The following is a 23,102-nucleotide window of genomic DNA, read 5'->3' on the forward strand; positions in this document are numbered from 1 at the left end:
TAAAGGTCGGTATGTTTGGTTGTTTCCTGTCTTGATGTCCCGGCAGGTTATGTAATGGGTGTTGAGCAAAGCATCCCTACGCGGTTGATGGCCATATGTTACGACCAATATACGCAGGTTCGCTGTGTCGCAGCGCCGCTATTGATGCAGCCTATAATTCCCAATACGAACTGCGTAGTGGGCCTTACGGACATTGCGGGGATATCAGGATTTTTCTTTTTTGCTCGCTGCGAGATCCGCGCCGCCGCGAGACCTTAATTAAATATAGACGCGCAAGCCATACAATCGACCGACCTTAGAAAAAGAATCCCCCAGAAATTACGCTTGATCCGGAATTTCCTTTTTTTTCGTCTTAAAGCTTTTGAATAACAATATTTACAACTGATCATCACCTATTTAATCCTATGAAATCAAATCTGCTTTTTGTTTGTTTTTTTGCTTTGTTGTCTTATCATTCCGAGGCCCAGAATTGGGTAAACCTGCCCGATCATAATAATCTGCTTCAGCAGGATACCAGGGGACTTATCGGCTATTCTCCAAACAGTGTATACGCCATTGGGTATGGAATTCAGAATGATAATCCTTCTGTTCTTTACTGGGACGGTAACAATTGGACTACCTTACCCCAATACTCATTAGTCGCATCTATGGGCAGCTTTTGCGGGTCGCCATCGGGAAAGCTGTATATTTCCGGAGCTATGCCAATAGCGCCGACCGGTAACTGGATTACACAGGAGATAGAACGTTGGAATGGTGCAAACTGGGAGAAACTTATCAATGACACGTTTTTTACTCCTAATCCGAATCTCCTGGTTTTTACAGACCGTAACGAGAATATCTACGCTGCCGGAGCTCGTGGCTTGGAGCGGAAAAATATACTTGTGCAATGGAATGGCACTTCCTGGAGTCAGCTCGGTCATTTGTTTTCCGAGAACAGTCAATTTGGGCATCCTTATGGAGGTGTTGTAGACCATAACGGCAGAATATACCTGTATGGCTATTTTCGCGACAGTAGCAATAATAATTTCTTTATACAATACTGGGACGGTACAGCCTGGCAAAAACTAATGGATCCGGTGATGAATGGCGATATACGATCTGCGATTGTCGATAATAACAATAACCTGATTATTTGCTGTACCCGTTCCGTAGGTAATCAATGGGTGCCGTACATTCTTAAATGGGATAATGTGAGTTGGTCGCAGGTGGGCGATGCGAACCCGCTTAATTATTTGGGAACTTTATATGTGGACCGGAATGATAATCTATATTGCCTGGGAATACCTCTTGAAAATGGCAATTATGTTACTCATTTAACGAAGCTTGTCAATAACCAGTGGCAGGAGTTTGGAGGCAATTCTTCTTCGGTATTAAACGCCAACAGGCGCATAACGGCAGTAACGCTGGATACGCTGAATAACCTGTATGCCGGAGGGTATTATCTCGATAACCCGGCATCTAAATATATTGTAAGATATGATCCCAATGGCAATCCCACACAGGTATACGATTTGAATGTGAAATCGAAAGAAGACTTTACCGTTTACCCTAACCCCAGTGCCGGGGAATTCAATATCATTTTTGATGAAAAAGCTACCTATTCAGAGATGGTGATCTGCAATATGAACGGTATAGAAGTTTATCGGAAACCTGTTAATACCCGGAAAATTGAAGCGGTCAATTTGAAAAAATCTGCAAAGGGACTTTATCTGATGAAACTGTACAAAGGAACAGAAATAGTTGTGAAAAAAATAACGGTTATATAAGAAGAGACGCGCTCACCTGGTCGTAGCATCGTGCTACGACCTTTGTTTTATAAGGGCAGGCTCAGCGCCTGTTGCGTGGCCACGAGCCCGGCATGGGTTTCGAATACGGCTCCCTGTTTTTGCAGGTAGCCGAACAGGTGCCCGAGGCGATCGGTAAGCGCGGCGCCATCGATACGACGGGTAATAAGCGGTAGCTTAAACCGGCTGAGGTCGGTAAACTCCCAGGGGTGTACATACAACACGATATAACCGTCCTTCTCCAGGATCTGCCGGCAAAGACTTTTGTAAAGCGCCAGGGGCAGGTTTTTGAGGGCCAGCCAGAATACCGGGATACGCAGCACCGGCGTTACGCTGGCTGGCAGTATCCATAAGCCTTCTTTATTGTAAAAGAGTTTGCGCGGACTGTTCAGGTTGTTGTACCGCCCGGGTATCCAGGTGGGGTGCAGGGAGGAGTCGTAAATATAACCGGCTTCTTTTACCGCTTTAAGATCTACAGTCTGCATCAGCGGCATGCGCAGCCCCTGTATCTCCTGTCCCGAAATGTCAGACAGCAGTGTCCTGGACCGTTCCAGGTCTCCGGGCTCGAAGCGGTCGTGGTAAAAAGTATGGGATGCAATCTCATGCTGTTGCGCCAGTTCGCGTACATAGTCCGTATGATGCGAGGCCCAGAAGGCCGTAGTAAACAAGGTCGCGGTAGCCTGGTGCTGTTGCATCAGGTTATCCAGGTTGCGCATTCCTTCGAGGCTTACAGCCAGTTTGGTATCAAGCGGCAGCCGGGTCCCATGTTCTTCAGGGATATCGAACTCTTCGAGATCAACGCTGAATAAGATCTTCCTTCGACTGCTTTGCATGTTTTTTTCTTAAAATGATTTTAACCAGGTTGGTGCATTCCTGTTGCAATATTCTACGGCTGAAATCGCTGAGCCGGGTCTCTTCGGTTATATTCACATCCAGCTCCCGGATAACCAGGTCGCGGATCCTGCCGGCGATCATAATAAACTCCATATCGAACAGGAAACGTTCGGTACGGGTTTTGAGAAACAAGGCCCTTCCGTATTTATTAAAACCCTTAATGCCGGCCTGGGTATCGGTTACAGGCAGGCGCAACACGTGTTTGTTGACGAGCTCCAGGCCTTTCGATACCAGTTTGCGTTTCAGGGGCAGGGCTTCGTAGTAGTTGCCCCGGGTTCTGCGACCGGTAACGATATCGGCGCCGTTTTGCAGTTCCTGCAGCATAGCGGGGATTACTTCCAGGCCAAAAGGAAAGTCGTTGTCGGAATAGATACAGTAGTCAGTAATGGCATGCGCTACTCCTGTCCTCAGGGCATGGCCCTTGCCTTTATTTTCTTCGTAGCATAAGGCTTTAAGGTGGGGAATATGTTTTTTCAGGTAATCGACCTCCAGCGCCGTAAAGCGGTTTTTAGAACCGTCGTTTACAATGATGACATGGATCGCCTCCCGGTTGCCGCCGAAATAGCGTTCAACAAGGGCGAGGTATTGCCGGACAAATTTTTGCTCCCATCCCGGCTGGGGATTGTAAAAAGGTACAACAAGATCGAGCATCATAATTCAACAGTTTTTCTTGCTACAATGCTGTTTCTTAAAGCACCTATGGTATAAACGAACATATCGGCCATAACCAGGAGGCAAAGGATACACTTCAGGTAGTTATCGTACCGGAAGTGGTCAAAGGCATCAGAGATATCTGTTGGTATTATAGACGAGATAAGTATCGTAACCCAGAATAAAACAGAAGAAATTTTATTGGCGGGCCGGCTCAGGTACCAGATGATACAGCCGGCTATGGCAAAAATATAGGTGGCTGATTCCGCGGCCCGGTTAAATACGATTACCCAGATCAGCAGGAAGGCCACGATATGGCTCTTTTGCCTTGCGGGTATAAAGTATTGCATCGACAGGAATGCGCCGAGTATAGCGAGTGCGCTGCCCAGGATATAACCTTCGGGCAGGTTCTCGTGCATGTTTTTTAATAATCCATATACCGAATAACTTTCTTTGATACCATTGCCCGATATTACCGCCAGCCAGTCGGTGTAGTATTGCACGATCATAGATGGGCTAATAAACAGCAGCAGCAGCGCATTGAGCGCCAGGAACCAGAACAGGCCATAAAAGATCATTTTCCACCAGTTCCGGTAGTATAGACAAAGCAAAGCGATAATACCCCCATACCCTTTAATCAGAAAACAAAGGGTGATAAATAAGGCGGCGGTAAAGAATTTTTCCTTCTCCATCAGGACCCAGGCCAGCAGCATAAAGGCAAGGATAAAGGGGTTGGTCTGCGTATGGTTCAGGTTGTTGAGCACATCGAAGATCATCAGGAAGAGGAAGATGGACACCTTTTCCTTCGGCAGCGGTATTTTCCGGAACAGGAAATAACAGGTAGCCGCCGTACAAAACAGCCACAGCACCAGGCTGGGGTAGAGCGGCAGCAGTGAAAAGGGTAAAAACAGCACCGGGAAAACCGGGTGGTAATAGAAGAAGTCGAAATACTCTTTAGGGTATTCGATATACAAAGGCAGTCCGCGGAGCAGGTGCTGCGAAGAGGCCCGGAATATATAGAAATTATTATTCTGGTCCGCAACGAGCAGCTGGATGCTGGAGAGCAGGGCAATCGCGAAGTACAAAAAGGCAAGTGTTTTGTGTTGCAGGAAAAATGCCTTTGCCTTTAACAATATTGAGTTCATGGTGGAAAGCTGCAGGTACAGGTTGTTGCCCAAGCAGTTAATATGCATGAAACACAGACGCATTATGCTTCACACACTGCTTAAGGGAGACTTTTATGCCCATTGAAACGCAGTAAATTCTAGTTTATTGTTGTTCTTATTGGTTTATGGTGCAAATATATCATAAAAGATATTCGGAAATTATAGGTCCCTTAAAAGCAGGCGGCCAAACCCTCAGAACTGCGTTAATGCATGGTTAAAGGGCTCCCGGAAAAGATGCACATGACAACGATTCCGGCTGCTCAGCAGCATTATTTAATGTAGTGGTAATAATTGTAGGTACATTTTTTATTGCCGGGCGGGCATTACTTAATACAGCCGGCCGCTTGAAAAATTATGTAGTGTTGGCTGGGTGGGATTTGCCTTATTCCTTGCAGTTTAATTTGACTTATCAGCGATCTAAAGCCCGAAAATAATGTATTATTGTCAGGCCTACCGGGCGGGCGGTTCCCGTCCCCGGTCGTTCACCCTTTAAAAATAATCCTATGATCCCAGATTGTGCTGCTGTTGTTTTTCATGTCAGCGACCTCGAGGCTGCTATAGCTTATTATACCGAAGTATTGGGTTTTAGTCCCGACTTCCGTTATGGCGGTTATGCCGGCTTACAGTTTGGCAAGGTCTTGCTTCATCTTTCCGATGCCGGCGAACAAGGGCTTAAACGCCCTGTAGGCGGCGGACATGTCTGCGTGTTTTGCGACGAGGTCGACGACTATCATCGTGATATCATGAGCAAAGGCGCTCATGTGCTGGTCGCTCCCGCCGACCGGCCTTATGGGATGCGCGATTTTGCCCTGGAAGATAAAGACGGTAATGTACTCGTATTCGGGCATGGCATTGCCATTTCCTGAAATATACAGGCAGGCGGCGCCTTTCGAGGATAATATCTTCCTTGCGAGGCGGGCTCAGGCATGGGGCTCAGTGCCGGGATAAATTACCCGGATAGATGCCGGCAGGATCTCGGCAGACAGGTGGTTGGTCTTGCCCAGGTATTCGCCGTCTACCTGGAAATGCACTTTTTTACGCGACCGGATCTCGACCGACCGGGCCTGGTATACTTCCGTTTTTTTTGCGTTCAGCGGCAGGCGGGTCAGGTTCATCTTCAGGATCTCGAGCACGGAGATCTTCCGGATAATCACTATTTCAAAAAACTCATCGTCCAGCCGTCCCAGCGGGTTAATGGTTACGCCGGTACCGTATTTGGTGGCATTGGCAATAACGATCATTACGGCGGCGCGTTGTATCTGTTTGCCCTCGATGTGGAACTCGGCCTGCATGCGGCTATGCTGCCACAATACCTTCCAGGCGGCTTTTACATAACCCCATATACCGCGCTGGCCCAGGGTTTCAAATTTCTTTACGATAAAGGCATTAAAGCCGATATCGCCCAGGTGGATACACAGCTCGTTATTGATCCGGGTCATGTGGATAGCTTTTGGCTGTCCGTTACAGATCAGTTCCAGGGCTTTAACCGGGTCGGGTGGAATGCCCAGCTCGCGGGCCATGCCATTGGCCGAACCGGCAGGCAGTATGCCCAAAGCCATATCCGTACCGGTAATCATGCCGGCCACCAGTTTAATCGTGCCATCGCCGCCTACGGCTATTACCGTACCGGCATTGCTGGCTTTGATACGGGCCTCCAGGGCATCGCAGTCGATGGGCTGTTGCAGCTGTATCTTTTCTACGGGTATGCCGGGTTTATTGCTAAAGAAATCGTCGATCGCTTTGCCAAAGTCTATATCCTGGTTGCCCGAGCCTTCATTGATTATAAACAATAATTTAGGTTTGGGTGTTATCGTGGTCGTTGTCATCTATTCGTTGTGTATTAAAAAAAAGCAAGGCATGGCCGGCTCAGACAGAAAACAAAAACCATACCTGAAAGTTTACCAGGGCTACGGGCACACCGGCAGCCTGGTGGTCTGCGGGCATGTATTCCGTAAACAACCTTATGCCCCCGTTGCCGGCAAAAAGGGGCTGCTGCCTAATTTTATCCGCCTGCTGTTGCTCTTTTTTGTGCGGCCTTTACCGGATGTTACTTTACAGTTACATTTTTACGGACAGGTAATCGGTGGGCAAAGCCGCTCCGACGGCTTCTTCCGTTTTGAATGGGCTTCGGAGCTGGAGCTGGCTGCAGGCTGGCACGAAGTAAGCGTGGTTTCCCTCGATCCTACCGGTAATATTACCAGTACCGGTACCGGTGGTGTATTTGTGCCGCATATTACCCAGTATGCTTTTATCTCCGATATCGACGATACGGTGTTGCGGTCCTATTCGGCTACGGTACTGCGCCGGTTGTACGAACTATTGGTAAGACCGCCTTCGGCCCGGCGCATTTTTGTTGAGACCGCGGCCCATTACCGGTTGCTCAGCCTTGCGCATACCGGGCAGGACGATGTGCTTAACCCCATGTTCTACGTGTCCAGCAGTGAGTGGAACCTGTACGATTATCTCCGCATGATCTTCCGGCGTAACGGGTTGCCCGATGGCGCTTTTGTACTGAACCGTATAAAACGATGGTACCAGCTACTCGTTACGGGCAAGACCGGGCACGAAGGCAAACTGGAACATATTTTCCGTATTCTCGATACCTTTCCCCGGCAACAATTTGTATTGATCGGCGATAATTCGCAGCAGGACCCGGAGCTCTACCGCAGGGTGGCGGCGTCTTACCCGGGACAGGTATATGCCGTTTATATCCGCGATGTAAGGGCTTCTAAAACAAACTATACCCGGGGTGTTTTAGCGGCGCTCGAGGCAAAAGGTATCCGCACCTGTCTCTTCGTACACAGTGCAGAGGCGGTAACACATGGCCGCAAAACCGGCTTGATCGACCGTGCTTAAACGATTTTTGCAGGCGCAATATGGCCGTAACTTCTTAATTTCATCCTTCCCGGTTACCTGAAAAAAATAACCTATGTACACTATCAAACGCCGTGATTTCCTGAAATCTTCGGGATTGCTGGCCCTGCCGCTGCTCGCAGGATCGGCTCCTGTAGCCGCTTTGGCACAAACCGTAGCCACCCGCGCTGCATTCAAAGACAGCGAAGCGGTCTACTTTATCAATGACGGTATTTTTTACCGTCCGGGCGATTTCCTGGATAAGCTGCAACAGATACAGTCTGCTACGCCCATCGAACGCGATGCCTATGCGGAAGATGGTACCATGGCCCGCCTGCTGCAGCACTGTGCCACCATGACCGGTAAAGAAGCCGCTATTTATATGCCTTCGGGCACCCTGGCCAATCAACTGGCCATACGGGTATTGCGTGGCGATCATACCAAAGCCTTTGTACAGGAGGCCAGTCATATCTACCGCGATGAGGCTGATGCTGCGCAGACCCTTTTCAACCAGCGGCTCATTCCCCTGGGTAAGGGCAAGGCCTGGTACAACCTCGAAGCGCTGCAGGCCTCTGTGGCTGAACACCGTTCGGGCGAGGCTTTTGAAGCTGGTGTGGGTGTGGTATGTGTAGAAACGCCGGTGCGGCGCTGCGACAACCAGGTATTTCCGCTGGAGGAGATCCGGAAGCTGTCGGCTTATTGTAAGGCGCAGGGGTACAAGATGCACCTCGACGGCGCCAGGCTGCATGTGGCCTGTACCTATACCGGCGCCAGTGTACGGGATTATGCGCAATACTTCGATACGGTATACCTGTGCCTGTACAAATACCTGGGGGCAACCGGCGGCGCCGTGCTGTGCGGCGATAAGGCCGTGATCGATAAAATGCATCATCTTGTCAAGATCCACGGCGGCGGCATCTTTACCAACTGGCCTTCGGCGGCTATGGCCCTGCATCACCTGCAGGATATCGATGCCGTGCAGCAACAGGTAAAGAGCAAAGCAGAAGCCCTTTATCCCGAACTCAACCGTATCAAGGGTTTTAACGTGCAACCTATACCCAGCGGCAGCAATATCAGTTTGGTAAAGCTGAGCGGTGTCGATACCGTTAAGCTGGGACAGCGTTTGCGCAAGGAACACAATATTGTTTTCAGTCAGCCACGAACCGAAGATGGTATGGCGATCTTTAAAGTAAACCCCACCTTACTGCGCCGCGACAATGCACAAATCGTGACTGCTTTTAAAGATGCCATGGTTTTTGCGAAGGGGTAGGGCGAGGCAAACGTATTAATACTTACAATGCCTGTCAATATTGATCTTGCAGTGAGGCAGCAATGAATTGCTTGCTTTTTATCTTAATGCAGCTAAAAAATCAATACTCAATACTCAATACCCAATACTCAATACCTGCTTGCTCCGGCGATAGGCAGAAAAAGTAGTGTTTTCATAAGGTCGATAGAAATACTTTTTTTGCAAAAAGATAGCATACCCGCCGGCGCCTGCTGCTCCCGGCGGCTTTATCTTTGATCTGCGGCGCTCATGCCGGATCACCTTAAAAACAAGAACATAAAATGGAAGCCAATCAATTGAAAGAAACGATCAAACCCTTCTTCTGGGTGGAGCACGAAAATAGTGTATCCGTATGCCTTAATGCAGGCGATTACAAAAATGAAATCTTCGATACCCGCGCTGAAGAAGGTTTTGAAGGTAATGGTTACGACTGGGCCTCGCTGGCCGATGTGTTCTTAACCGAGCAAAAGCCCCAACTGGTGGATGTGGTACATTTCGATCCCGAAGCAGGTATGTTCTGCGCCTATGCATCGGATGCCGCTGCACTCGAAGATTTTATCGTGTCCTTTAAAGCAGCCTGCGAAAATGAAGCCCTGATCCGGGACCTGTTTTCCAGGGCGGAGCTGGATTGATGCCGGGTGCTGGATGTGAGATGTTAGATATGGGATGTGAGAATTGAGATATTAGATATGAGAATTGAGATATTAGATATGAGAATTGAGATATTAGATATGAGATGTTAGGTATTAGATATGAGATGTTAGGTATTAGATGTGAGATGTTAGGTATTAGATGTGAGAGATTAGATGTCAGATATTAGATGTTAGATATGGGATGTGAGGGGTTAGATGTTGGATGTCAGATATAAGATCGTAGTACAACTTTTATTGTACGACAAACTTACCGGAGGCTCTTTGTCCTTTATCGTTGTACAGGCGGTACAGGTAAATACCGGGTTTGTAATCATCGCGGTAAAGGATAACCCGGCCATTGGCTGCCGCAGTACAGGTCTTTATTTTCCGGCCTGTTATGTCGTAGATCTCCATCGTGTGTAGCCGCCCTTCGCCGGTTAGGTACACGCTGCTGGTGGTAACTAAAGGTAAGGGGTGAAAGGTAATAGCGCCTAGTGGCAATTCGTGGCTCCTGATGCCCACCAGGTCCTGGTTACAGGCGGGAAGTGGTGCAAAAGGCGGGGCTGTACTATTGGTATTATGCAATACCCAACTGCCCTCCCTGCCCAGGCATATCAGGTCGTTCCACTGCCCGTTATTGGGCCAGGTGCCAGAGTAGTACAACAGGCCGCGGATATTATTGCCAACCCCTTCCACCCAGGAGGTCCTGGGCCAGTCGAAGGTGATGCGCCGGTGATAGGTGCCGTTAATGTTGATCGAATCTACCTGGGTAACCCGCATGGTTACCATCCAATTGTTGAGCCCGTTATGCGCATTGGCAGGCAGGGTATCGCCCAACTGTAACGAGAAGTCGTAAAGCAGCTTATCGCTTTCGCTACCGCCCGTTACCTGGCCTGCGGGCCGGTAATACACGCGTTTAAAGCTGTCTTCGCGAATGCTGCCTATCCATTCCGCAACTTGGAAAATAGTGTCGGCCGACAGGTACAGCTTGTGGTAGGTGAGATTGTTGATGAGGGTATCGCTGTTGGTCAGCCCATAGTTATGCGTGGTATAGGGATCGGTGGCCGTACGGCAAAACTGTTCCCGCCATATCGTATTCGAAGTGGGGAAAGGGATATAGGTCTGGGCCTGCAGGGCAGCGACTAAAAAGACGGCGGGCAAGAAACACAATAATTTTTTCATCGTAAAGTCATTTAATGATTCGTAATAAATTTCCTGATCTTCATGTAAGTTGAAAAAATAAAACCGTGCGATGCTGGCCGGTTTACTATTGCGCGGTCCTGGTATACCGTTATGCAGATCTGTCGCGCAGCCCTGTTTTTATCAGTTCCAGGAATGCTTCTTTTTTGCTGGCCGCTACCTCTACGATGCTGTTATCCGTCATCTGCACATACCCGCCCCTGCCTTTGGTATACCGGACAATATACTGGAGGTTTATAATGTGGGAATGGTGTACCCTGAAAAACGGTCCGTGGGACAATAGGCCTTCGCATTCTTTTAAATGCAGGCTTACCACCAGCTTGCGGCCGTCGGCCATAAAAAAATGAGTATAACTGCGCGAGGCTTCACACCGGATAATGTCCTGCTGGTTGATAAACAAATAACCGTCCAGTACCGGTATGCTGATCTTGCCGAGCTGTGCGGCTTGCAAGCGTTGTAAATGCTGTTCGAGGTCTGCATGTTTTTGTTGTAAACCGGCTTGTTGGCTTGCTTTCGAAACAGCCTGCCGGAGCTCGTCTATAACGATGGGTTTTAACAGGTAATCGAGTGCACGCTCGCGGAAGGCGCGTATTGCATATTGGTTGTAGGCCGTGGTAAAGATCACTGCGAAGCCGGGGTTGTCGAATTTGCTGAGCAGGTCAAACCCGCTGCCATCGGGCATTTCGATGTCCAGGAAGACGAGTGCCGGTTGCAGTGCAACGATGGCGTTATACCCCTCCGTAATATTTTCGGCGGTGGCGCAGAGCTCGATCTGCGGGCAGTATAGGGTCAGCAGCTTACTCAACGTGGTTATATTAGCTGTCTTGTCGTCGATGATTATGGTCCTGATCTTCATAAAATGGGAAATAAATAGTTATCCTCGTTCCGGGGCCGTCGGGTTGCCCGGTTAAGTCTTCAATCCGTATCTGTATGGGTTGCTCCTGCGGGTATAGCTGGTTGAGCGTCTGTATGCGTTTGTCGGTTATAGACATACCTTTGGCCGGGAACTGCCGCTCCCCGCCTTTGGTTCCGCTGTTTTTTATGCCGGCGCCATTATCTTCTATAATGCATTCCAGCAGTTGTTCCGATTCCAGCCGGTTAAACACGACCGACAGTCTACCGCTCTCCTTAAGCGGGCCGATTCCGTGTTTGATGGCATTCTCGACATAAGGCTGCAATACCATATTCGGGATGTTTACCCGTTGCGGATCTATGCCGTGGCTCAGCGTAACCGTATAGTCGAACCGGTCTTCGAACTGCATGCGTTCGAGTGCAATATAACTGGTCAGGTATTTTATTTCTTCGGCGAGCGAAATAAAGACCCGGGTGGCATTATCCAGTGTATCGCGTACCAGCGCTGCAAATTGCGACAGGTAGAAATTCGCTTTTTCGATATCGCCCTCCAGGATGTACTGCTGCATTGCATTGAGGCAATTGAATATAAAATGGGGATTCATTTGCGCCCTCAGCGCCATCTGTTCCAATACCATCATTTTTTGATGGGTCACCAGGTCGCGGGTTGCCTTCCTGTGCCTGCTTCGATTAAAGTAAGCCACGACCAGCCCCACCAGCAGTAATGCGATAGCCGCGATGGAAATTTTAAACCAGAGCAGCTCCGGTATGCTTTTAGCTATCGTGAAGCGCAGCTCCAGCGGGCGGCTCTTCTCCCCGAATTTATTTACCGCCACCAGTTGCAGTGTATAATCTCCCGATGGCAGCGAGGGGTAACTGAGCGTTTGCTCCCTGGTGCTTTGCCATTGGTCGCCCAGGCCAAGTATGCGGTACCGGAAGACTATGTTTTTTTCGGAGAGGAAAGAGATGCCCGAGTATTCGAACGTAATATTGTTGTCGTCGTGGGGCAATTGGATGTCGGTATTTAAAGGGTCGAGCGCCCGGCCGGATACGGTTATGCCGGTCATGTTCAGACCGGGTATGCCGCGGGTCGCCATATTGCGTTCGTCGAATACTGTAACGCCGACAGGCGTGCCGACATAAACGATATGCCCGCTGCTGTATATGGTATTGATGATATCAGAGTTCAAACCGTCGGCGGCGGTAATACTGCTTTCGATCTTGTATACGCCCGGACGGACGTCAATTTTGTTGATCCCCTTTTCGGTGCCTACCCAGAGTTTGTGGTCCGTGTAAAAAAGACAACGGCAAAGACTGCTGCTGAGCCCGTTCTGTTGGTTAAAGCTGGCTACGATCCTGCCGGCTTTATACCCGAATACCCCCTCGCCGTAAGTGCCGATCCAGAGTATGCTGTCTGCTCCTTCCGCAAAAAAGCTGATGTGTTTCCTGAAGGCCGGTATGGCTGTGCCGAGTGGCCGGGCAATACGGTCCGGGCCTACGCCGTACAGGCCTTCGAAGGTGCCTATAAAGCAGGTATCGCCGAGGCGGTAAGCACAGGTGGTGCGGCCCCTGTAAACCGGGTCTGGTAGCCGCTTGTTGTGGTACAGGAAGTAGGCGCCCGTAATGTCGGCGATCAGCAGGGTATCGCCCATTACCTGCGCGGTTTTGGGCTTATCGACCATGCCGGTCCAATACCGCTTTAGGCCCAGGAAGTCGGAACTGCCGCAATTGATAAAGGCCTTGTCGGGTAAGTGTTGCAGGAACGAACGGCCGGGTGAAAAAAGGCGGGGTTTGTTCTCAATCTCCCGGTGGAAGAAACGGTCGTCTACCGCATCGAATTTCCAGTACCGGTCATTGTGCCCGCCTACGTATATGCCGGAGCCCATTTGGTGTATATCGCGGATATAGGAGGTACCCTTGTCGTTTACGGCAAACAGGTTTTTGAACCGGTTGCTGTTTATTTTAAATACACCGCAGCCTTTGGTCGCGAACCAGAGGTTACCTTCCCGGTCCCTGATGGCATCATTTATGGTATAATCCGTAAAATAGCGGTGCCGTAGTGTTGCATCATCTTTATCCAGGAGCAGTACGCCCGCTGTCTTGTTGAATACGGCAAATGTGGTGCTATCTATAAATTTGAAGGAGGAGTTGTGGGGCAGGTACTCCTGCCTCCCTGTGCCGGAGTTGTCCATAACCCGGATCGTATCCCCGCTCCTGAAAAGATAGGTGCAACCCGCTGCAGTGCGGGCACTTACTTCACAAAACCAGTCGGGCTTAACCTGCTGTCTTACCCGGGCCGGAAGCCGGAGCAGGTTGGGCAGGAACTGGGACCGGGTAAGGTAGAATGCATGCTGTTCGTCGAAAACGGCCTCGGGATTATGTACCCCGGAGGCGTAGTAAGCGATCCTGCCGGCCGGGTTAACCACGTAGGTCTGGTAGGCAGCCTGTATCACTAAGTTGCCTTTGTCATCTTCACAAAGCCCGGTAACAAGCGACCCTAACTTTATGCCTTTTAAAACGGGGTCATTGTCCCGGCTGTATATCTTTCCACGGAAATAGTAGCTGATTGAAGAGCCAAAAGGGATAAGCCATATCCGCTCCCGGGAGTCGGTATACAGGCCAAGTACTTCATTGCTGGTCAGGCCCTCCTTCATCGTAAAGGTCTTGAAGCTTTTACCGTCGAAGCGGCTTAGCCCCGTCTCGGTGCCGAACCAGATAAAGCCGTCTGCAGACTGCGCAATGGCATATACAGTAGCGCCGCTGAGCCCGTCTTTGGTATCGTAGTGCATATAGCTATACTCCTGGGCAAATGCTCCCCGTACAGATAACAGGATCAGGCAGTATACGAGAAAAAGGGAGCGCACGGGAACATATTTAGGGGTAAAGTATTGTATTTTTTTCAGCTTTCATAACAGTTGCCGCTGGCGCATGTGCCAGCGGGGGCGGCGGCTGCATAGCTGTTTGCCGGGGGCGCACTATGGTAAGCCCGGGCTGCCTGATGGTGAACCGGTGTTAGCTTATCTCTTTGGTAAGCACGTATTTTGTTCAGGGCCATGAGGTCTTAATTATCTAAAACTTTTATTTTATGAAAAAGAAACAAATTGTTTTAAAGAAACTTACGCTGAGCAAAGAAGTCATTTCTGAATTGACAACAAATACACAGCAGGGAGTAGTCGGCGGTGTGCAGTCTGCAGATACTCTGTGCCAGATCTGTATCCGGCCGATCACGGTTACCTGTCGTGCATCGGTATGCGATACCTACTGCAATGTGCCTACTTGCGGCGGCATATCGCAGTAATAGGGCATTGTACGATAAAAAAAACATGCCCGGTCCTGTACCGGGCATGTTGCTTTATACCAACGAGGGCGGTTCCTGCAACAGGAACCGCCCTCGTTTATGATGTGCCGGGTCTGACCCTGCTATTTCTACCACGAATTTCCGGCTTACGATAATTTTGGCATCGGCTACAAGATTTGGCATATACATACCTGGCGCCAGTCTTGTAATATCCGGGGTGCATTGTTTCCGGGTTTTGTCCGTAATCATTTTAGTCATTACGGGTTTGCCCTGCACATTGACGATGGTAATCTCTGCTCCGTATTTCGTTGATCATGGTACTTTTTCCTGAACCATTAGGACCCGCGAATACACGCATCCTCTTTTTAGGTGAGGCGGAATCTTGCACCCGGAGTTCGCTTTTTTGTGTTTGGCACTATTTTTTCGATCCTGATCTTTTTGCCGTTGGGCAATTCGCGTATAACCCAACCATCTTTCAGGTAGGTTATAAAACGCTGATGCAGCCTCGCGCGGGATACCGCAGTTTTGGATGCCCGTAGAGCTACATACTGCAGCTTGCCGACCTGCGAATCTTACAGGCGTGCTAAAAGATCCTCAGACGCCCTGCTTTTTCGTATTATCCCCAAGGTTTTCATTGTTTAAATTTACTAAATAAACTTAATGTTTGCACCGGTTTGGCAATAGATGTTGCTGATAAGATGATTCGTTAGGCAGCGTGATGACCGGAAATGCCGCAATCAGATCGTGCAGCCACCCGCAGGCCGGTGTAAAACTATTTCAGTTTTTCGACTTCGCGTTTCGTTAATCCTGAAATTCTTATTACTTGTTCCATCGACAAACCTTCCGCTAACATTTGCTTTGCCATTTCAATTTTAGCTTTCTGCTCCGCAGCGGCCTTTTCTTTTTCGGCCTTTTTCAATTGCGCATTCAGCTTATCCAGTTCGCCAAAGGTGAGGTCGTACTTTTTCTCCGTAGCAATTTTATCCATCATACCGGCTTCCTTAAAGCTGTAGCAGGCTTTGGGCGATATGATGAGGTGATCGAGTATGGGCATTTTAATAAACTGGCCTATAGCGTACATCCGTTCGGTAATGTCTATATCGGCAGCGGAGGGCTGGAGGTCGCCGCTGGGATGATTGTGTACCATAATCAGTTTTATCGCTCTTTTTTGAAGGGCAAAACTGAATACATCCATGGGGTCTATCACCGTGCTTTTAGCAGAACCCAGGCTTATCAGTTCTATCATCAGGATGCGGTTGCTGCTGTTAAGGCATACCAGCCAGAAGTGTTCTTTGTCGCGGCCTATTTTATTTTCACGCAGCAGGATTTGCTGCATGATGCTGTAAATATCGCCGGCATTCAATACCTGTATTTTCTGGCCCCTATTCAGCTTTACGTTCATAAATCCAAAGATATGTATATTGTACAAATCATATGCTGTGCGCTTTTCATTTATAGATCTTAAGCATTTACAACCAAAACGCCGGGTACTGGTATCATTATGTTTTTATTTTTAATGCGATCACTAAAAAGACACCGGCAAGAAGAATGAGTGCAAAGGTAAAGTACAAACAGTAGGTACTGAGCGGATGCCCCATCGTTGTTGTAAATGCAAAGGCGGATAATAAGGGTGCACTCAATAGCATCACGGCAGCTGCAGACAGCAGTAGTGTTTTCTTTTGTTCGGGTACCATTGTCCTGAAGGTATGGAGTGGTTTGTTTAAAGCGACAAAGCCGCTCGGAGAGCGGCTTTTGTCGTTATAGAAAATTTATTTGTATTACCATTCGGTAGGGGGTATCTCTTCCAGTGGTTCGGAGGTATCGTCGCGTTTGATGGGGTTGCCGGCGCTATCCGTTGCCGATGGTATGGCGTTCGGATCGTCGTAATAAGCGCCGCCACCGCCGCCCATATCGCCGCAGTTGTTGAAGTCGGCAGGCGCCACAAACTTGGCATCGGAGGTAATACCGGTCTTTTTATCGCCCAGTACTTTTTTAAAGAAGTAAGCCCATATAGGCAGCGCTGCCGCAGCGCCCTGGCCCTGGCCCGTGCTGCTGAAGCGCAGGAAGCGGTCGTCGCAACCTACCCAGGCGCCCGCCAGCAATTGTGGCGTATAACCCATAAACCACGCATCGGCCTGGTTATTGGTCGTACCCGTTTTACCCGCCATATCGCCGCTCAGGCCATAACGGTAACGCAGCCTTTTGGCCGTACCGATCTCGGTTACGCCCTGCATCATCAATACCATTTTATAAGCCGTCTGCGCATTGATGATCTCTTTCTGCACCGGCACGAAGTTTTGCAGCAGGTTACCGTTCTTGTCTTCGATCTTCGCAATAAAGACAGGCTGGGTATTGATACCGCGGTTGGGGAACATGGTATAGGCCCAGAGCATTTCGTACAGCGAAATGTCGGACACACCCAGCGCGATGGAGGGCACCTGTTCGATATTACTGCTGATGCCGCAACGGTGGGCAAAGTCGATAAAGGCATTAATACCTACCTGGTTGAGCAGGTACAACGAGGCGTTGTTGACCGAGAGGGCCAGCGCCGACTTCATCGACATGGCGCCATACTTGGAGCCGCCCGCATTATAAGGCTTGGCCTGGCCTGCAAATTGCTGCGGCGCGGTGCTTACCGAACTGCAGGGCGAGTAGCCATTGTCGACGGCAAGGCAATACAACAGGGGCTTGATGGTAGAACCCACCTGCCTTTTGGTGCTGATGTTGACGTGGTCGTATTGGAAATAGGTATGCTGGATACCGCCCACCCAGGCCTTTACCTCGCCGGTATAAGGATCCATGGCCATAAAACCGGCCTGCAGGAAGGCCCGCATATATTTGAGCGAGTCGAGCGGCGACATTACCGTGTCCAGGCTATGGTCCTTGGTATTCCAGGTAAATACTTTGAGCCGGGTAGGCGTGTTGAAGTTTTTCATGATCTCATCCTCGCTTAAGCCCGCATCTTTAAGGGTGAGGTACCGCTCAGAACGCTGGATCATACTTTTTAAAGCCTCTTTGGGCTTGCCTTTCAGCCATATGGTGCCGTTCTTGATCTGCGGTTGTGCCACAAAGGCGCCCTGCAGGTCTTTCATATGCTGGGCTACAGCCTCTTCGGCATACCGCTGCATACGCGGATCGATGGTGGTATAAATCTTCAGCCCGTCTTTATACAGGTCGTATTTATCGCCGTTCTCTTTTTCATGCTGTTTGCACCATTTCTTCACTTCCAGTTCTACTACCTGGCGGAAGTAAGGCGCAGGGCCTTCGTGGTTGTCCAGCTTTTTGTAATTAAGGGTAAGCGGCTTCTGCTTCAATTCAGATGCTTCGGAGGGAGAAAGGAAATTATTCTCCACCATTTTGTCCATAACGGTATTGCGCCGCTCCTGGGCGCGCTCGGGGTTACGGCGCGGGTTATACAGGGTATTGCCTTTCAGCATGCCCACCAGTACCGCTGCTTCGTCTACGCTCAGCTTATCGGGTGTTTTGTTGAAGAAGGTGAGCGCTGCATTTTTGATACCATAGGTATTGTCGCCAAAGGGTACGGTATTGAGGTAGAGGGTGATGATCTCGTCCTTGGTCAGGTTCTTTTCCAGTTTGATGGCCATTACCCATTCTTTCAGTTTAATGACCGGCAGGGTAAAGAAATTGGCATTCTCGCGGGGAAACAGGTTCTTGGCCAATTGCTGGGTAATGGTACTGCCGCCCCCTTTGGAGCCCAGCAGGAATACTGCGCGCATTACGGCTTTGCCATCGATGCCGGAGTGCTCTTTAAACCGTTCGTCTTCGGTAGCGACCAGTGCATTAAATACATTAGGCGATATTTCGGAGTGTTTGGAATTGGAACGGTTCATGATGTAATACTTACCGAGGAGGCTACCGTCGGAAGCATATACTTCTGTGGCAATGGCGCTGGTAGGATTCTCCAGCTCTTTGAGGGAAGGCATTTCGCCGACCAGGCCAAAATTAATAGCTACGATTAAGAGGATAAAAAACGCCAGCCCACCAAAGAAAAGACGCCATAAGATTTTTGCTGCCCTTGACATAAAATATTAAGTATGTGTGATCTGGCAGGGCCGAACAGGCCGAACCAGACTGTAAAAAAACCGATTTTTTTGCACTATGACAAAGAAAATCGGTGGGAAGCAGGGAGAGGGGTTAAGTTTTAACAAAACGGGAAGGTTATCTTTGCAGCTTAAAATCTGAAAACAACGCATGGAATATGTCAGCATAGGAAGGATATCTACAACGCATGGCCTCGACGGCACATTGCTGATCCGGCATAACCTGGGCAATAAGAATGCTTTCCGCAATATACCGCACATTTTTGTCGAGGTAAGGCGCGAAAGTTATATCCCTTATTTTATCGAAGAGAAAAAGGGTATGACCGAAGACGAGATCCTGCTGCGCCTCGACGATGTACATACCGTAGAGGCCGCTAAAAACCTGACCGGCAAAAATATCTATATCGAAGAGGAACGTTATGCCCAAATGAAGCCCAAGGGCGCTACAGTAAATATGATCGGCTTCAGCGTTACCGATAAAAAGGCGGGCCTGCTGGGTACGATCGAAGACCTGTTCGAAACGCCGGGACAGGTGCTGGCTACCGTCCGCTATAAAGACAAGGAAGTAATCGTGCCCCTGATCGATGCCACCATAGTAGCGATCGACGGCGCGCGCAGGGCTATTACCGTCGATCTGCCCGAAGGCTTGCTGGATGTTTACCTGGGCTAAGCGGAGGGGATCAGATCTCGCCCCGGTACGCCTTGCTGATCACCTCGGCCTTGCTGTTGACCTGTAATTTGCGGTAGGTATTTTTGATATGGAAGCGTACGGTATCCATCGAGAGGTTGAGCTTGGCGGCAATCAGCTTATAGCTCAGCCCTTCGGTCAGCGCTTCTACGATCTGTTTCTCCTTGGGGGTAAGGCCGTCGGAACGGAATTTTTTTTCAGGTACAAAAAAGTCCATCACTTTGCGTGCAATAGAGGGCGACATATAACTGCCCCCGGCCTTGATCTCCATGATGGCTTTGTGGATTTCGGGCATGGGCGTGCCTTTGAGCGCATAACCCGTGGCGCCCGCGCATATGGACTGGAAGATTTTGTCGCTGTCGCTGAATACGGTAAGCATAATGATATCGGTATCGGGAAACAGGCTGCGGATGTTTTTAATGCCTTCGATGCCGTTCATGCCGGGCAACCCGATATCGCTCAGTACAACGTCCGGCGGCGATACCATGCTGCCCTTCTCGAAGAATTCTTCCATACTGGCGGCAGCCATTACAGCGCTTATATCCTCCTGCGCCTCCAGGTATTCTTTAAGGTTTACCCGGATATCTTCTACATCCTCAATAATGGCTACGGTAATTTTCTTTTCGGTTGTCATTGTACTGCAATTAAAAGGTTATGCCGGCTAAAAACGCCAAACCGGCGGTCGTTATTTGTGTACTTCAATAATAAACAGGTCGTCTTTACGGTCGATGCTTACGCTGGCGCCGGCTTTGCGGGCCCTCATGCGGATATTGCTGAGGCCCTGCCCGGTAGAAATATCGCTGCTGCCGGTTTCGGGCGTACCGTTATTGGTAATGCTCAGGTAAAATCCTTTTTCATTGATCCGGTAAATGATGTCGACGCGGTCGGCCTTGCTGTGCCGCGCAATATTATTGATCGCTTCTTTAAAAAGCAGGTAGATATCCCGCCTGATATGTGCCGCCACCGACCTTTTCAGGTCTGTGCCTGAAATTACGAAATTTACATCGATTCCAAGCGGGAACAGCATCTCCTCTGCATGCTCGCGCATGCGGTCGAGCAGGTTGCCTGCAAAGTCGTTGCGCGAGTCTATGGTCCAGAGCACATCGCTCATAGAGGCCACGGCAGCACGGCTCAGCGAGGCGATCTTGTCCAGTTTGGCATTGCGCTGCGCTTCTGTATTCCTGCCATAACGCAGGTTTTCTGACACCATGGTAATGCGTGTAAGCAAGCTGCCGACATCATCATGCAGGTTGCTGGAGATGCGCAGGCGCAGCTGGTGCAGGTTTTTGAGGCTTTGGTATTGCAACAGGTAAATGGCGTAAAATACACCACCCAGGCATAACAGCAGGAGCAGGTAGAACCACCAGGTTTTGTAAAAGGGCTGTACAACCTGTACCTGGAATACCAGGGTATTGACCGATGGCAGGCCCTGGGCATTGGTGGCCCTTACCTCTATCGTATACTCGCCATAAGGCAGGCCGCCGAGGTTGAGCGTATGTTTGTCGTCGAGCGATATCCAGTTGTCGGACAGGTGCTCAATGCGGTAGGTAAAGGTATTGCGCAGCGGATCGGAATAGTCGGTACAGCCGAAATGCAGCTCCAGCAGGAGGTCGGAAGGTTTTTTCTGGATCACCTCGCCGGGGTCGACCTCTTTGCGGGAGAGGTATACTGACTGGCTTTTCTCGTTCCAGCGCGACATGCCGGATACGAAAATCCGGAATGCCCTGGGATAGCCGATCTGCTGGGGGTAAAAGGTAGTGACACCGTTGATGCTGCCAAAATACATTTTGCCATCGCGGGCCTTCAGGTAAGAGTTGTGATTGAATTCGTTGGAACAAAGCCCGTCTTCTTCAAAAAAGAAATTAAACAATCCCTGTTTGACGCGGTAGCGGGCCAGGCCGTTAAAGGTGCCTACCCATACGGTATTGTCGTCTTCCCGCAACATACTGTACACGATCTCGCTGCTCAGTCCGTTTTGCTTTAATATATACCGGCTCTGTTTGCCGTCGGGCGAAATGACATTAATACCGCCGCCATTGGTGCCGATCCACAGGTTGCCGGCGGCGTCTACATCAATAAACATGATGTTGTTGCTGGTAAGCGCCGGTACAGACTCTGTAGTCAGGTGTTTGCGGATGCCGGTTTGTATATCGATAATAAACAGGCCAGCCGAGGTGCCCACGTAAATAAGGTTTTGCTGCGGATCGGCGCAGATTACCCGGGCGCCGGCATTGCCGATGTCGAAGGCATCCTGCTTGTGCAGCCGGATCACATTTTTTACCGGGTCGTAGCTGGCCAGGCCATTGTCGCATGCCAGCCAGATATGGCCGAGCCGGTCCCGTTCGATGTTCAGGATGTTGCGCACCTTTTCCCCGCCCATCTCGGTACAGTTCAGGTGTTCGTATACCTTTTTCTGTTTGTTGAACACCACCAGCTTCGCATATTCCGAACCGACATAGATATAGTTGCCCGAACTGTCTTCGAGCAGGCTCTGGGGATAGGGTATATCGGGCGCCTGCGGGCTATGCGGCATGGTGTTGCCGTTATAAACGCGCCATCGTTGTTCGGCTTTTACATATTGATACAGGCCGGAGTAAGAAGCAATATAGATATCGCCCCAGCGGTCTTCGATCATATTGCGCGTACTGACGCGTTCGGGCAGGTTATACAATACTCTTTCGAAAAGCGCGGGTCTTTCCTCCAGTTTGATCAGGCCTTTATTGGTGGCGATCCAGGCAATATTACGTTCGTCGAGAAACATATTACGGTATACCTTGCCCTCGAAGAGGTCGGGGTATTTACGCGAGGCATCGATATAACTTTCCTGCTGCAGGTCGTAAATAAAGAAGGAATAGTTGCTGCCGGCCAGGTACAGTTTATTGCCGGCCAGCCGGCCACCGCGTATGTAAAAAGGAAAGCCGTTATTCTGCCTGCGCAATGCGGCCGGTGTAAGCAATTGCAGGGTCTTGATATGAAACAGGTTAAGCCCCGAGGCGTAGCCGTTCAGGCTCAGGGTATCGCCCGAGCGGGATATAGCGGTAAAGGGCGCCAGCTTTCTCAGCTCTTCGATATACCGGCTATGGCCTGTTTTGAGGTCCAGGGTATACACATCGCCATTGCTTACCAGGAGGTTGCCCGCATCACGGTTAACGATAAAGGATATATTACGGACGGTATCCGCCATGCGGCCGATCCGGGTTATCCTGCTGCCTTTGACGGCCACTACATAACCTCCGGAAAAGCTGCTGTAAAGCTGGTTGCCCGTGGCATCGAGGCAGAGGCCGCTGGCATTGCCCTGGGTCCAGGGCGCATCCTTACCGTTATCCAGGGTACAACGCGTAGTGGTAAAGGTATGGAGGTTGACCAGGTAAAGTCCCTGGGCTGTGCCTACCCACAACTCTTTGCCCGAGGCACTTGCCACCAGTTCGTTTATATTAAGCGACGATAAGGCGCCCTCGATCTTTGAAAAGGTATACCCGTCGTAGATATTCAGCCCGTTCTGTGTGCCGATCCACATCATGCCGCGCTCATCCCTTACCATGCAATTGATCACGTTACTGCTCAGTCCGTCCTTGCCATCGTACAGCGTCGCGCGGGCATTGCTGTATACGGGCACCAGCAGTACCAGCAGCAGAACGATCAGGAGGGTTCGCCGTAGCAGGGGTATGTGGGCATTGACTGTGTCGTGTATTCCGGTCATTAATATCTTAGGAGCAGCCGGGCATTTTCGGGATT

20 protein-coding genes are annotated in these 23,102 nt (G+C 49.9%); 7 read left to right on the top strand and 13 right to left on the bottom strand.

All coding sequences use genetic code 11. The annotated features are described in order from the left end of the window. Positions 1 to 404: 404 nt before the first annotated feature. The gene (locus B0I18_RS10355; protein ID WP_106522637.1) at positions 405 to 1,766 is read left to right on the top strand and encodes a T9SS type A sorting domain-containing protein; all 1,362 of its coding nucleotides are present in this window, start codon (positions 405 to 407) and stop codon (positions 1,764 to 1,766) included. 47 nt (positions 1,767 to 1,813) lie between these two features. Here the strand turns inward: B0I18_RS10355 and B0I18_RS10360 are convergent, their stop codons facing one another. Genes B0I18_RS10360 through B0I18_RS10370 form a run of 3 tightly spaced genes read right to left on the bottom strand, consistent with a single transcriptional unit; the run spans position 1,814 to position 4,522 of the window. After that, complete coding sequence (locus B0I18_RS10360; protein WP_106522638.1) at positions 1,814 to 2,617, bottom strand: polysaccharide deacetylase family protein; 804 nt, start codon at positions 2,615 to 2,617, stop codon at positions 1,814 to 1,816. Then, positions 2,580 to 3,332 carry a glycosyltransferase family 2 protein gene (locus B0I18_RS10365; protein ID WP_106522639.1) on the bottom strand — a complete coding sequence of 251 codons (753 nt, stop codon included), beginning with the start codon at positions 3,330 to 3,332 and terminating at the stop codon, positions 2,580 to 2,582. The genes B0I18_RS10360 and B0I18_RS10365 overlap by 38 nt, the downstream gene beginning before the upstream one ends. Continuing rightward, on the bottom strand, positions 3,329 to 4,522 hold the full coding sequence (locus B0I18_RS10370; RefSeq protein ID WP_181358419.1) for a glycosyltransferase family 87 protein: 1,194 nt from the start codon (positions 4,520 to 4,522) through the stop codon (positions 3,329 to 3,331). Before B0I18_RS10370 ends, B0I18_RS10365 begins: the two co-directional genes overlap by 4 nt. 476 nt (positions 4,523 to 4,998) lie before the next feature. Here B0I18_RS10370 and B0I18_RS10375 point away from each other — a divergent pair, with 476 nt between their 5' ends. Then, positions 4,999 to 5,361: a VOC family protein gene (locus tag B0I18_RS10375; RefSeq protein ID WP_106522641.1), complete on the top strand. Its 363-nt coding sequence runs from the start codon at positions 4,999 to 5,001 to the stop codon at positions 5,359 to 5,361. A 54-nt stretch (positions 5,362 to 5,415) separates the two neighbouring features. Here the strand turns inward: B0I18_RS10375 and B0I18_RS10380 are convergent, their stop codons facing one another. After that, positions 5,416 to 6,321 carry a diacylglycerol/lipid kinase family protein gene (locus B0I18_RS10380; RefSeq protein WP_106522642.1) on the bottom strand — a complete coding sequence of 302 codons (906 nt, stop codon included), beginning with the start codon at positions 6,319 to 6,321 and terminating at the stop codon, positions 5,416 to 5,418. 31 nt (positions 6,322 to 6,352) lie between these two features. Here B0I18_RS10380 and B0I18_RS10385 point away from each other — a divergent pair, with 31 nt between their 5' ends. The 3 genes from B0I18_RS10385 to B0I18_RS10395 all read left to right on the top strand — a co-directional run bounded on the left by B0I18_RS10385 (position 6,353) and on the right by B0I18_RS10395 (position 9,268). Continuing rightward, a complete protein-coding gene (locus B0I18_RS10385; RefSeq protein ID WP_106522643.1) occupies positions 6,353 to 7,351 on the top strand; it encodes an App1 family protein phosphatidate phosphatase in 999 nt (332 codons plus the stop codon). 73 nt (positions 7,352 to 7,424) lie between these two features. Then, on the top strand, positions 7,425 to 8,618 hold the full coding sequence (locus B0I18_RS10390; protein WP_106522644.1) for a threonine aldolase family protein: 1,194 nt from the start codon (positions 7,425 to 7,427) through the stop codon (positions 8,616 to 8,618). A gap of 299 nt (positions 8,619 to 8,917) precedes the next feature. After that, positions 8,918 to 9,268 (top strand): immunity 51 family protein, encoded by a 351-nt coding sequence (locus B0I18_RS10395; protein ID WP_106522645.1) that lies wholly within the window; start codon positions 8,918 to 8,920, stop codon positions 9,266 to 9,268. 252 nt (positions 9,269 to 9,520) lie between these two features. Here B0I18_RS10395 and B0I18_RS10400 read toward each other — a convergent pair whose 3' ends face one another. From B0I18_RS10400 to B0I18_RS10410, 3 genes are all read right to left on the bottom strand, one after another. Continuing rightward, positions 9,521 to 10,450: a T9SS type A sorting domain-containing protein gene (locus B0I18_RS10400; protein ID WP_106522646.1), complete on the bottom strand. Its 930-nt coding sequence runs from the start codon at positions 10,448 to 10,450 to the stop codon at positions 9,521 to 9,523. Positions 10,451 to 10,559: 109 nt separating this feature from the next. Continuing rightward, positions 10,560 to 11,324: a LytR/AlgR family response regulator transcription factor gene (locus B0I18_RS10405; protein WP_106522647.1), complete on the bottom strand. Its 765-nt coding sequence runs from the start codon at positions 11,322 to 11,324 to the stop codon at positions 10,560 to 10,562. Continuing rightward, complete coding sequence (locus B0I18_RS10410) at positions 11,284 to 14,184, bottom strand: sensor histidine kinase (protein WP_106522648.1); 2,901 nt, start codon at positions 14,182 to 14,184, stop codon at positions 11,284 to 11,286. Before B0I18_RS10410 ends, B0I18_RS10405 begins: the two co-directional genes overlap by 41 nt. A gap of 221 nt (positions 14,185 to 14,405) precedes the next feature. Here B0I18_RS10410 and B0I18_RS10415 point away from each other — a divergent pair, with 221 nt between their 5' ends. Next, a complete protein-coding gene (locus B0I18_RS10415; RefSeq protein ID WP_106522649.1) occupies positions 14,406 to 14,618 on the top strand; it encodes a class I lanthipeptide in 213 nt (70 codons plus the stop codon). Positions 14,619 to 14,672: 54 nt separating this feature from the next. Here the strand turns inward: B0I18_RS10415 and B0I18_RS10420 are convergent, their stop codons facing one another. The 4 genes from B0I18_RS10420 to B0I18_RS10435 all read right to left on the bottom strand — a co-directional run bounded on the left by B0I18_RS10420 (position 14,673) and on the right by B0I18_RS10435 (position 18,661). Beyond that, on the bottom strand, positions 14,673 to 14,909 hold the full coding sequence (locus B0I18_RS10420) for a hypothetical protein (protein WP_281257993.1): 237 nt from the start codon (positions 14,907 to 14,909) through the stop codon (positions 14,673 to 14,675). A gap of 481 nt (positions 14,910 to 15,390) precedes the next feature. Next, on the bottom strand, positions 15,391 to 16,020 hold the full coding sequence (locus B0I18_RS10425; RefSeq protein ID WP_106522975.1) for a JAB domain-containing protein: 630 nt from the start codon (positions 16,018 to 16,020) through the stop codon (positions 15,391 to 15,393). Between the two features lie 97 nt (positions 16,021 to 16,117). Next, positions 16,118 to 16,312 (bottom strand): hypothetical protein, encoded by a 195-nt coding sequence (locus B0I18_RS10430; RefSeq protein WP_106522651.1) that lies wholly within the window; start codon positions 16,310 to 16,312, stop codon positions 16,118 to 16,120. A gap of 84 nt (positions 16,313 to 16,396) precedes the next feature. Further along, positions 16,397 to 18,661 (bottom strand): penicillin-binding protein 1A, encoded by a 2,265-nt coding sequence (locus tag B0I18_RS10435; RefSeq protein ID WP_106522652.1) that lies wholly within the window; start codon positions 18,659 to 18,661, stop codon positions 16,397 to 16,399. 169 nt (positions 18,662 to 18,830) lie between these two features. Here B0I18_RS10435 and rimM point away from each other — a divergent pair, with 169 nt between their 5' ends. Further along, the gene (gene rimM / locus B0I18_RS10440; RefSeq protein WP_106522653.1) at positions 18,831 to 19,349 is read left to right on the top strand and encodes a ribosome maturation factor RimM; all 519 of its coding nucleotides are present in this window, start codon (positions 18,831 to 18,833) and stop codon (positions 19,347 to 19,349) included. A gap of 10 nt (positions 19,350 to 19,359) precedes the next feature. Here the strand turns inward: rimM and B0I18_RS10445 are convergent, their stop codons facing one another. Next, complete coding sequence (locus tag B0I18_RS10445; RefSeq protein WP_106522654.1) at positions 19,360 to 20,001, bottom strand: response regulator; 642 nt, start codon at positions 19,999 to 20,001, stop codon at positions 19,360 to 19,362. A 51-nt stretch (positions 20,002 to 20,052) separates the two neighbouring features. Then, a complete protein-coding gene (locus tag B0I18_RS10450) occupies positions 20,053 to 23,067 on the bottom strand; it encodes a ligand-binding sensor domain-containing protein (RefSeq protein WP_106522655.1) in 3,015 nt (1,004 codons plus the stop codon). Positions 23,068 to 23,102 lie beyond the last annotated feature (35 nt).

Source organism: Taibaiella chishuiensis, from assembly GCF_003014535.1.
Lineage (GTDB): Bacteria > Bacteroidota > Bacteroidia > Chitinophagales > Chitinophagaceae > Taibaiella > Taibaiella chishuiensis.

Bases quoted from the DNA above. Each gene is read 5' to 3' on its own strand.
- B0I18_RS10355 (WP_106522637.1), top strand. From the start codon at position 405: ATGAAATCAAATCTGCTTTTTGTTTGTTTTTTTGCTTTGTTGTCTTAT.
- B0I18_RS10390 (WP_106522644.1), top strand. From the start codon at position 7,425: ATGTACACTATCAAACGCCGTGATTTCCTGAAATCTTCGGGATTGCTG.
- B0I18_RS10360 (WP_106522638.1), bottom strand. From the start codon at position 2,617: ATGCAAAGCAGTCGAAGGAAGATCTTATTCAGCGTTGATCTCGAAGAG.
- B0I18_RS10380 (WP_106522642.1), bottom strand. From the start codon at position 6,321: ATGACAACGACCACGATAACACCCAAACCTAAATTATTGTTTATAATC.
- B0I18_RS10375 (WP_106522641.1), top strand. From the start codon at position 4,999: ATGATCCCAGATTGTGCTGCTGTTGTTTTTCATGTCAGCGACCTCGAG.
- B0I18_RS10385 (WP_106522643.1), top strand. From the start codon at position 6,353: ATGGCCGGCTCAGACAGAAAACAAAAACCATACCTGAAAGTTTACCAG.
- B0I18_RS10445 (WP_106522654.1), bottom strand. From the start codon at position 20,001: ATGACAACCGAAAAGAAAATTACCGTAGCCATTATTGAGGATGTAGAA.
- B0I18_RS10450 (WP_106522655.1), bottom strand. From the start codon at position 23,067: ATGACCGGAATACACGACACAGTCAATGCCCACATACCCCTGCTACGG.
- B0I18_RS10405 (WP_106522647.1), bottom strand. From the start codon at position 11,324: ATGAAGATCAGGACCATAATCATCGACGACAAGACAGCTAATATAACC.
- B0I18_RS10365 (WP_106522639.1), bottom strand. From the start codon at position 3,332: ATGATGCTCGATCTTGTTGTACCTTTTTACAATCCCCAGCCGGGATGG.
- B0I18_RS10370 (WP_181358419.1), bottom strand. From the start codon at position 4,522: ATGCATATTAACTGCTTGGGCAACAACCTGTACCTGCAGCTTTCCACC.
- rimM (WP_106522653.1), top strand. From the start codon at position 18,831: ATGGAATATGTCAGCATAGGAAGGATATCTACAACGCATGGCCTCGAC.
- B0I18_RS10435 (WP_106522652.1), bottom strand. From the start codon at position 18,661: ATGTCAAGGGCAGCAAAAATCTTATGGCGTCTTTTCTTTGGTGGGCTG.
- B0I18_RS10400 (WP_106522646.1), bottom strand. From the start codon at position 10,450: ATGAAAAAATTATTGTGTTTCTTGCCCGCCGTCTTTTTAGTCGCTGCC.
- B0I18_RS10395 (WP_106522645.1), top strand. From the start codon at position 8,918: ATGGAAGCCAATCAATTGAAAGAAACGATCAAACCCTTCTTCTGGGTG.
- B0I18_RS10425 (WP_106522975.1), bottom strand. From the start codon at position 16,020: ATGAACGTAAAGCTGAATAGGGGCCAGAAAATACAGGTATTGAATGCC.
- B0I18_RS10430 (WP_106522651.1), bottom strand. From the start codon at position 16,312: ATGGTACCCGAACAAAAGAAAACACTACTGCTGTCTGCAGCTGCCGTG.
- B0I18_RS10415 (WP_106522649.1), top strand. From the start codon at position 14,406: ATGAAAAAGAAACAAATTGTTTTAAAGAAACTTACGCTGAGCAAAGAA.